Below are 8,914 nucleotides of genomic sequence, written 5' to 3' on the forward strand. Positions count from 1 at the left end.
CCGGACCGCTGAGGCCCGGGCTGTTCTGCTGTGTTCAATATTTAGTTCTGCATAACAAAATCGCGTTCCACCTTGGCATCCTCGCGGTCGAATACCTTCAGGATATCGTATTGCGTGTTGCGTTGGGCCGGAATTTTGCCGGCTTCGCGGATGATTTGCAGGATTTGCTCAATATTGACCTTATGCGTAGCTCCGGCGGAGGATACGACATTCTCCTCGATCATCGTACTGCCGAAGTCGTTGCAGCCGTACTGCAGGGACAGCTTGCCGACCTCCGGTCCCATCGTTACCCAGGAAGACTGGAAGTTCTTGATGTTGTCCAGAACAAGCCGGCTGATCGCAACGGTCTTGAGGTACTCCTCCGGCGTCTGCCGGGACAGCTTCAGGTTCGTATTGTCCGGCTGGAACGTCCAGGAGATGAAGGCCAGGAAGCCCTCGGAGTTATAGTTGTTCCCGATGCACTCGTCCTGCGCGTCGCGGACGCGCAGCAGATGCAAGGCCCGTTCCTCCATGCTCTCGCCGAGTCCGATCACCATCGTTGCCGTCGTGTTCATGCCGATCCGGTGCGCCGTCTTCATGACGTCCATCCAGTCATGCCAGGAGCCCTTCAGACGGCTGATTTTGCGGCGGGTACGGTCGTCCAGAATCTCTGCGCCCCCTCCCGGCAGCGAGTCGAGGCCGGCGGCGTGAATCTGCCGCAGCGTCTCTTCGAGCGTCAGGCCCGACAATTCTCTCATCTTCATGATCTCTGCCGGTGAGAACGAATGCATCGTAATCCCCGGGAAGCGCTGCTTGATGGCTTTCAGCAGGTCCATATAATAGCTGAATGGCAAATTCGGGTTGGTGCCGCCCTGCATCAGAATCTCGGTTCCATTCACCGCGATCGTCTCGCGGATCTTCTCGAAGATCGTTTCGTCCGGAAGCACATAGCCCTCCTCAGAGCCCGGTCTGCGGTAAAATGCACAGAAGCGACAGTACACGTCGCAAATATTCGTATAGTTAACATTCCGGCCGATTACAAAGGTCGCCACCGGCTCCGGATGCCAGCGTTTCATGATTACATCCGCTGCGGCGCCCATCTTCTCGATTTCATTGCTCTCAAACAGTCTAACCGTATCTTCAAGCCCCAGGCGTTCACCCTGCAGTGCTTTGTTCAAAATGGCGTCAATCACGCTCATCGTATCTCCTCCTTATACAGCCCAAGCCTAAACTCCAGGCTTACCTAACATTCACTAAAATTTGTATGACAACGAATATGTCCGTGGATTCATGGTAACATATCCGTCCCTGCTTGAAAAATGTCTTTTTCCTGGGCGGCATCCCTTTTAGCCTGAGAAACCTGAAAAAAACGAGGATGAGCGCCCGATAAATCTCTCTTGTTGCAACAAACGTTCAACGAGAGAACGAGCCCGGGCGTTAGCATAAACAAAAAAACAGAAGCGTCAAAGCGACGCTCCTGTCCACCCGCCAAACGGGCTGATAAATTTCGGACTGGAATTTCTTCGGGATGCGTAACGGCACGCGATCAGAAGACCGATCCTCCTTACAGGCTGGCAGCAGCTTCGAGCTCTACCCGTGCCGCTTCCAGCGCCTGATCGAGATCGGAGATCAGGTCATCGACATGCTCGATGCCGACCGAGAAGCGCAGCAGACGATCGTCGACGCCGACTGCGTCGCGGATTTCAACCGGGATATCCGCATGTGTCTGGACCGCCGGGTATGTCATCAGCGACTCGACGCCGCCGAGGCTCTCTGCAAAGGCAATCAGCTTGATGTGGCGCAGAATCGGCTCCACATAAGCGGCATTCTTGACCTTGAAGGAGAAAATGCCGGTGTTGCCGCTCGATTGGCGGCGCTGAACCTCATAGCCAGGATGATCCGAAAGCCCGGGGTGATATACCTCCGCGATCGCCGGATGCTCCTTCAGATGGCGCGCGATGGCCAGCGAATTGCTCTCATGCCGCTCCATCCGCAGCGCCAGCGTCTTCATGCCTCTCATCAGCTGGTAGCTGTCGCTCGGGGACAGCACGGCGCCGATGGAGTTGTGCAGAATCGCCATCTCCTGCGTCAACGCCTCGCCTTTCGTCACAATCAGGCCGGCTAGCACATCGTTGTGTCCGCCGAGATATTTGGTCGCGCTGTGAATAATGATATCGGCGCCAAGCTCAAGCGGCCGCTGGAAGTATGGGGTAAGCAGCGTGTTGTCCACAATCGTCAGCAGGCCGTGAGGCTTGGCCCATGTACAGACCGCTTCGATATCCGTGATCATCATCAGCGGATTGGTCGGCGTCTCGATGAACACTGCCTTCGTGTTCTCTCTACGCACCGATTCCAGCGCTTCAAGATCATTGGTATCCACATAGGAAGCGGAGATGCCGAACCGGGACATAATCCGCTCCAGCATCCGGTATGTCCCGCCGTACAGATCGAGGGAGACGATGAGGTGGTCGCCCTGGCTGAAATAGGCGAAGATCGTCTGCAGGGCAGCCATGCCGGAGCTGCAGGCAAAAGCCGCATCACCGGATTCCAGCTCGGCGGCCGCACTCTCGAGTACCGAGCGTGTAGGATTCTTGGTCCGGATATAATCGAAGCCTGTGCTCTGTCCCAGGCGCGGATGCCGGAATGCTGTGGATTGGTAGATCGGATAATTCACTGCGCCGGTGGCCGGGTCCTCCTGGGAGCCGATTTGGGCGAGCCTGCTTTCAATTTTGAGCTTGTCGTTCATGGTTATTTCCTCCCGATTGTTCATGCGGGTCAGGCATCCCGACGTCAAAGGCCCTCAGCCTGTCTGCATATAATGATTTTGGTTATTGCCTAATTGAAGCCATGCCGGGCTGTGATTTCAGATCATCGGTCCGATGTCGTAGGGCGTCTCCTGATAGACGTAGTAGTTCAGCCAGTTGGAGAACAGCAGGTTCGCATGGGCCCGCCATACCGCCGGCGGCATCCGGGTCGGATCATCATTTGGAAAATAATGCTTCGGCAGGGCTATATCCATTCCCTTGGCGACGTCGCGTTCATACTCCCCTTTAAGTGAGAAGGGGTCGTATTCGGAATGCCCTGTTACGAAGATCTGGCGGCCGTCGCGTGTGGCGACCAGATAAATACCGGCTTCCTCCGACTCCGCCAGAATTTGCAGATCCGGAGAATTCTCGATATCCTCGCGGGAGATATCCGTATGCCGGGAATGCGGCACATGGAAGAGCTCGTCAAAGCCGCGCAGCAGCTTGGTATTCGGCGCCAACACGGTGTGCGGGAACACCCCGAAGCATTTCTCGGAGAGTCCGATTTTGCGAACTCCAAAATGATAGTACAGCCCCGCCTGCGCCGCCCAGCAAATATGCATGGTCGAAGTTACGTTGTCCTTGCTCCACTCGAAGATGCGCTGCAGTTCTTCCCAGTAGTTCACGTCCTCGAATTCCATTTGTTCCACCGGCGCACCGGTAATAATCAGTCCGTCCAGACGACGGTCTGAAATTTCATCGAATGTCTTATAGAAGCTCTTCAGATGCTCGGCAGAGGTGTTCTTCGAGGTATGGGTGCTCGGGTGAAGCAGCGTTACATCGACCTGAAGGGGCGAGTTGCCTACCAGACGCAGCAGTTGGGTCTCGGTCGTCTCTTTCGTCGGCATCAGATTCAGTATGGCAATCCGAAGGGGGCGGATATCCTGGTGAAAGGCTTGGCTTTCATCCATGACGAATATATTTTCCCCGGATAAAATCTCTTTGGCTGGCAGGCTGTCCGGAATCTTGATAGGCACTCTAGGTCACTCCTTCATCATGTTTGCAAAATAAAAACCTTTCCCGCACAAACGAGAAAGGTCATATGTATACACCTATGATTCTCTCTCATCTGCCAGAGTCACGCTCTCCCGCAATTGCTGCCGGGTACGTCTCCGCAAGAATTAGCACCGTGCGTTTACCGCCGGTTGCCGGGTTTCATCGGGCTAGTCCCTCCACCTGCTCTTGATAAGATCGGTTCATATTCAGTTCAAATTCTTACTATTCAATATAAGTGATGAACCTTATCTTCGTCAAGTCCATATACTGATGTTGCAGCTTCAAATATAACAAACAATTTTGCTTGAAAGAGCCTAACTCCGGCGTTATACTGAACAAGGGTTTTGAGCAAGACAGACAGGTATCGACCAATTCTGCGACTATAAAGAGGTGAGAAGAAGAATGGAAGGCGACCCGAGTAAGCGGCACAATGCCGATCAGGAACAACCGTACAGGAGTAACATCAGCTTGCCGGCGGCGGGAGCCCTTCTTCTTCATGCCTTCGGAATTTAAGCGGCCTCTTTGTGTGCAAAACTGCCGGCCAAGCTGATGTCTTCCTTGTGCTTTTTACAGCATATCCCTGGGCAAGATAGGGGAAGAAGGAGTGAATCAGATGAAAATCCGGCTGGTTAACGCAGGCGTATTTACGCCTGTCGACGATATTGAAGCAACCCTTGCTCCGCCAAAGGAAGGATTCTACTGGATCGACGCCGATGTAGATGACCTGGGACTGCTGCAGCCCCTGTTCAACCTGCATGATCTGGCCGTGGAGGACTGTCTCAGCGATGAGGAACAGCGGCCCAAAATCGAAATTTATGAATCCCATTATTTTATTGTAGTGAACAGCATCCGTTTTGACGACGAGGAGATTTTCCTCCGGGCGCTGAATATTTTCCTGGGCCGGCACTTTATCATTACGGTCACGAAGCAGAAGATCAACGAGCTGCGTGCCGTGAAGCCGATTCTGTGGGAACAGGAAGTCAACGAACCCGACCGTTTCCTCTACCTGCTCATCGACCTTGTCGTGGACAATTATTTCGCCGTCGGCGATCGGATCGAAGTGCGGATCGAGAAGCTGGAAGAAGATATCCTGATGCATACCAAGAAGACTCATCTTAGCGAAATCATCGGTCTGCGAAGCGAAATTCTGTGGCTGAAGAAGATGCTCGGCCCGCAGAAGGAAGTCGTCAACACCCTGAACAAAAAAGATCTCCGTCTGATCGACGATCAGCTGCAGAAATATTTCAGCGACATTTACGAGAACGCCGTGAAGATATCCGAAACATTCGAAACTTACCGCGATCTGATGGGCAACTTGCGCGAAGCCTATCAGTCCAGTATCGCCAACCGGGCGAATGAAATCATGCGGGTGTTCACAGCGATTACAACGATATTCATGCCCCTCACCGTTATTACGGGCATATACGGAATGAACTTCGAGAACATCCCCGAGATCCATACGAAATACGGCTACTATGGCGTTATCGGCGTCATGGTGGTGCTGGGCTGCGGGATGCTCTATATATTCCGTAAAAAAGAATGGCTGTGATCCTTACGCATATTCCGTCAAGAGAACGTCAGGGCCTCCCGCATTTTTGCGGGAGGTTTTTGTTTGACTTGCCGCAGAGATCATGATGACCGGATGGGCCATAATGACCGGTTGGCCCGCAATAGCCGCATGGTCATGATGATCGTAAGCTCCATAGTAGCTGCAAGCTCAATGTTGACGCATGCGTCGTATGGCCGCTGCTTCACTGATGACCGCAACCAGCAGATCGCCGCCGCCACCTCACATACCACCCTTGTCGCTTAAGCCGGACGCCCTCTGTCTGTGCCGGTCTTCGCCCCGTCTTCTTGACGGTATGCTCCATTCTCTCTGCGGAAGCGAATCCGGAGCAGCCGAAGGCGCTCATAATACGGCTCAAGCCCTCCGGCCGGGGCGAACTGCTCCCCGTATACCTTATGCAGAACCGGCTTCAGCAGCAGATCGCCAAGCTCCCGGTACGCTTCCCACACATTCTTCTGATCCTCGGCTGTCATCTCCGAGAGCTCCCGGTCGATAAGGGGATCGATCCTGTAGCCTTCCTTATCAAGCTCCTCGACGGTCTCCAGCACTTCCCGGCGGGAGCAGGCCCCGCGCTCCTTCAGCTCTTCCACGCCTAGGCCGTCCGCCATGCCCTGCAGGATCAGCCTCCGCAGCCTTAAGCGTTCAAGCTGCTTCCGGTATTTAATCTCCTTCTGCTTGTACAGCCAGGATACATAGGCCTGTTCTTCAATCTTCCCCGCCACCCAGCTCAAAGGAAATTCATGGCTTCGTTCGGCCGCCGAGGTAATGCCCAGCAGTTCCTCGCCATACTGCGCCGCCTTCGCCTCGCCCACGCCGGGAATTTGCAGCAGCTCTTCCATCGTTCGCGGAAGATAGGCGCTGAGCATCCGAAGCAGACGATTGCTTGCCAATAAATACGGAGCTTTCCGTTCCGCTGACGACTTTCGTCTTCTCCATGCGCATAACTCCTCATGCACGGTTTCATCCCCGTACAGCTCGCTGTAATATTGCAGCTTCAGCTGCTCCTGATTCCGGGCCGTTGCCGGCTCCTCTTCGTGAAAAGCCCCGTCGATAAGCGCCCGGTAGCCTTCCGCCATCTTCACGGCGAGCTGATGCCGGTATACGCCGAGCAGCTCATTCCAGGAGCTCCCTTCGTACCAGATGGAGTCGGCATGGTCCTCTCCTGCGGCAAATTCCCGCCATCCCAGACTCCAGACGCCTTCCTCCTCGCCGATCCATACCTGGGCACAGCCCCCGGACGGCTCGTCCTCCGCTTTCGTCAACCGGTTCATAAATACGATTTGCATTGCATTCCCGCCTTTGCCAATGATTTTGTCACAGTATAGGCGCCAAAGCCGGAACGGCCGCAGAAGCCTTCATTCTATCAGGATAACTCTGAAGCGGCCTGCGTCCGAACGCAAAAAAACGCCTCTCCCACGTAAATCGTGAAAGAGGCGCTTCCTCTTTGGTTCCGGTATACTATTCATCCATACAATACCATATTTAGCGGAACAGTCAATCCCTTTTTGCGCAAGGAAGAAATTCTAAGCTCTTGAAAGGGCCAGCTTCGCCAGACCTATGGCTCCTGTGAGACCGGCATTGTCCCCCAGCTCCGGTGGAACGACATAGCTCTCGATGTCAGCGGCAAGCGCGGCATGCGACACATAGCCGTTCAAGAGCTCCTGCAGCTTCGAGTGGATCAGCGGGAACAAATGGCTCTGCTTCATTACGCCCCCGCCCATCACAATCTTCTGCGGCGACAGAATCAGCACGTAATTCATCAGCGCGTGGGCAAGATAATGAGCCTCCATCTCCCAGGCAGGATGTCCGGGCTCAAGCTCGGCCGCAGGCTTGCCCCAGCGTTTGCCGATCGCCGGTCCGGCCGCAAGTCCTTCCAGGCAGTCCCTATGATAAGGGCAGAAGCCTTCGTATTTGTCCTCCGGATGCCGACGGACGAAGATATGCCCCATCTCCGGATGGGATAGGCCGTGAATCAGCCGGCCGCCAACGACCGCGCCCGCTCCGATCCCGGTTCCCACTGTAATATACAGGCAGCTGTCCAATCCGCGCGCAGCTCCCCAGGTATACTCGCCGAGCGCTGCACCGTTGACGTCGGTGTCAAAGCCGATCGGCACATTCATTACCTCTGACACTGCACCGACCAGGTTGTATCCTCCCCAATGGGGCTTGGGAGTCGTCGTAACATAGCCGTAAGTCGGGCTTCCCGGAACCGGATCGATCGGCCCGAACGAGCCGATGCCAATCGCTTCGACCGGCTTGCCGCTAAAATAGTCAAACACCTGCTTCATTGTTTCTTCCGGGGTAGTAGTGGGAAAGCTTACCCGATCGAGAATGGTTCCATCCTCTTGACCCAATCCGCACACAAACTTCGTTCCCCCCGCTTCAATCGCGCCCAATACTTGCATTATCCGTGTCCCCTCCTGATTCAAGCATGCGCTTTCAAACCCGGTTAATCCCATTTCCTACTCCATTATACTAAGAGACCAAGCGATATGACAAGCGGTTGACATAGAGGGTTTATGAAACCGCAGCTTGCCAAGAGAGCGGCGTACTTCCACGATCCGTCGTGGCGCTATGCGCCAATTAATCCGTTTGCATTCATTACCATAATCATCGGTTTCCTCATAGTCCAGTTGAAGTATCGCCAACCTGAGGACGATCCTGCGGAATACGGGGACTTATTTCACTGTTGCTAAAGCCGGAATGGAAATTCTACTGGTGGCAGCAGCCCGGCTAGTTGTCATATCAATCCCCTTTGTTTCAAATTATGATAGGTGGCTTTCTCTTTGCCATCTTTTTTTTGCATTATATAGTTCCGCATAAAAGGCTTTAATTTTAGACGAACAATCAGTCTGAGAAGCAAATTTTGAAACAAGTACTTCTCGCCTTTTTTAGCGTCATTTGTTACTTTTCTTCCCAGATCAAATGCTGCTTTCAATGCTTTTTCATTTTCCCGAACTTTCCTTTCCTCCCCATTCACCATAATTCTGACACCCAAGGTTCCCGTAACGTAGGATCTTTGAAAAATACCAAGTTTAAACACCCCAACAATCTTCTTGGCTGTTTTTTTGGCTGCATTGCCATTTGATGTGGAAATTCCAACAACATACTTGCCTCCCAATGATGAGGTATATAATGTATATACTCCCAGTCGTTCATAAAAATTTTTAAGAATGCCGTTATAATCTGACGCATAGGTGGGTGACCCAACTATAATGCCATCTGCTTCATACACCAATTTTCTTAATTCCTCAAGGTCATCGGGAAGCGGACATATCCCTTCGGCAGTACATTTTAAACAGCCCGTACAAAATCCCAGCTTGTGTTTCGCCAGAAAAATTTCTGACACGGAAGCTCCTTCCGCTTCTGCACCCTTCAATGCTGTTCGTACAAGTTCAGCTGTATTGCCGGCAGCTCTCGCACTGCTGATCACACCAACTATTTTTATACCCTTGGTCATCTCTTCATCTCCTCCTCGTATGTATTTGCACTTATCCCCTATTAATTGACTATATAAAAATGTTGCGGTATCCTTTGTATACATATTGTTTATCTAGGTTACACTATG

At 53.0% G+C, this 8,914-nt stretch carries 8 protein-coding genes and 1 riboswitch; of the genes, 2 read left to right on the top strand and 6 right to left on the bottom strand.

Annotated elements, in window-relative coordinates; translation table 11 throughout:
* Nucleotides 1-41: 41 nt before the first annotated feature.
* The 3 genes from mqnC to metA all read right to left on the bottom strand — a co-directional run bounded on the left by mqnC (nt 42) and on the right by metA (nt 3,760).
* A complete protein-coding gene (mqnC, locus tag KIH86_RS07405; RefSeq protein WP_223085047.1) occupies nt 42-1,178 on the bottom strand; it encodes a cyclic dehypoxanthinyl futalosine synthase in 1,137 nt (378 codons plus the stop codon).
* A 365-nt stretch (nt 1,179-1,543) separates the two neighbouring features.
* Nucleotides 1,544-2,725, bottom strand: a complete 1,182-nt coding sequence (locus KIH86_RS07410) for an aminotransferase class I/II-fold pyridoxal phosphate-dependent enzyme (protein WP_223085048.1) — start codon at nt 2,723-2,725, stop codon at nt 1,544-1,546.
* 117 nt (nt 2,726-2,842) lie between these two features.
* Nucleotides 2,843-3,760 (bottom strand): homoserine O-acetyltransferase MetA, encoded by a 918-nt coding sequence (metA, locus tag KIH86_RS07415; RefSeq protein WP_223085050.1) that lies wholly within the window; start codon nt 3,758-3,760, stop codon nt 2,843-2,845.
* 85 nt (nt 3,761-3,845) lie between these two features.
* Nucleotides 3,846-3,975: riboswitch (SAM riboswitch) on the bottom strand.
* A 417-nt stretch (nt 3,976-4,392) separates the two neighbouring features.
* Between metA and corA the strand changes: the two genes are divergently transcribed.
* Nucleotides 4,393-5,328 carry a magnesium/cobalt transporter CorA gene (gene corA, locus KIH86_RS07420; protein ID WP_223086048.1) on the top strand — a complete coding sequence of 312 codons (936 nt, stop codon included), beginning with the start codon at nt 4,393-4,395 and terminating at the stop codon, nt 5,326-5,328.
* Nucleotides 5,329-5,391: 63 nt separating this feature from the next.
* The gene (locus KIH86_RS07425; protein WP_223085052.1) at nt 5,392-5,592 is read left to right on the top strand and encodes a hypothetical protein; all 201 of its coding nucleotides are present in this window, start codon (nt 5,392-5,394) and stop codon (nt 5,590-5,592) included.
* Here KIH86_RS07425 and KIH86_RS07430 read toward each other — a convergent pair.
* The 3 genes from KIH86_RS07430 to KIH86_RS07440 form a co-directional block, all read right to left on the bottom strand.
* Nucleotides 5,589-6,632, bottom strand: coding sequence for an HRDC domain-containing protein (locus KIH86_RS07430; protein WP_223085054.1), 1,044 nt, complete (start codon nt 6,630-6,632; stop codon nt 5,589-5,591). The two genes, KIH86_RS07425 and KIH86_RS07430, sit on opposite strands and share 4 nt — an antisense overlap.
* A 237-nt stretch (nt 6,633-6,869) precedes the next feature.
* Nucleotides 6,870-7,751 carry an ROK family protein gene (locus KIH86_RS07435; protein WP_223085055.1) on the bottom strand — a complete coding sequence of 294 codons (882 nt, stop codon included), beginning with the start codon at nt 7,749-7,751 and terminating at the stop codon, nt 6,870-6,872.
* Between the two features lie 335 nt (nt 7,752-8,086).
* Nucleotides 8,087-8,806 (bottom strand): flavodoxin family protein, encoded by a 720-nt coding sequence (locus KIH86_RS07440; protein WP_223085057.1) that lies wholly within the window; start codon nt 8,804-8,806, stop codon nt 8,087-8,089.
* Between the last annotated feature and the right edge of the window lie 108 nt (nt 8,807-8,914).

It is taken from the genome of Paenibacillus sinensis (genome assembly GCF_019904155.1).
GTDB lineage: Bacteria > Bacillota > Bacilli > Paenibacillales > Paenibacillaceae > Paenibacillus_AQ > Paenibacillus_AQ sinensis.

What these genes read in the sequence shown, in the direction of transcription:
- mqnC (WP_223085047.1), bottom strand. Translation starts at nt 1,178, where the DNA reads ATGAGCGTGATTGACGCCATTTTGAACAAAGCACTGCAGGGTGAACGC.
- KIH86_RS07410 (WP_223085048.1), bottom strand. Translation starts at nt 2,725, where the DNA reads ATGAACGACAAGCTCAAAATTGAAAGCAGGCTCGCCCAAATCGGCTCC.
- corA (WP_223086048.1), top strand. Translation starts at nt 4,393, where the DNA reads ATGAAAATCCGGCTGGTTAACGCAGGCGTATTTACGCCTGTCGACGAT.
- KIH86_RS07430 (WP_223085054.1), bottom strand. Translation starts at nt 6,632, where the DNA reads ATGCAAATCGTATTTATGAACCGGTTGACGAAAGCGGAGGACGAGCCG.
- KIH86_RS07435 (WP_223085055.1), bottom strand. Translation starts at nt 7,751, where the DNA reads ATGCAAGTATTGGGCGCGATTGAAGCGGGGGGAACGAAGTTTGTGTGC.
- KIH86_RS07440 (WP_223085057.1), bottom strand. Translation starts at nt 8,806, where the DNA reads ATGACCAAGGGTATAAAAATAGTTGGTGTGATCAGCAGTGCGAGAGCT.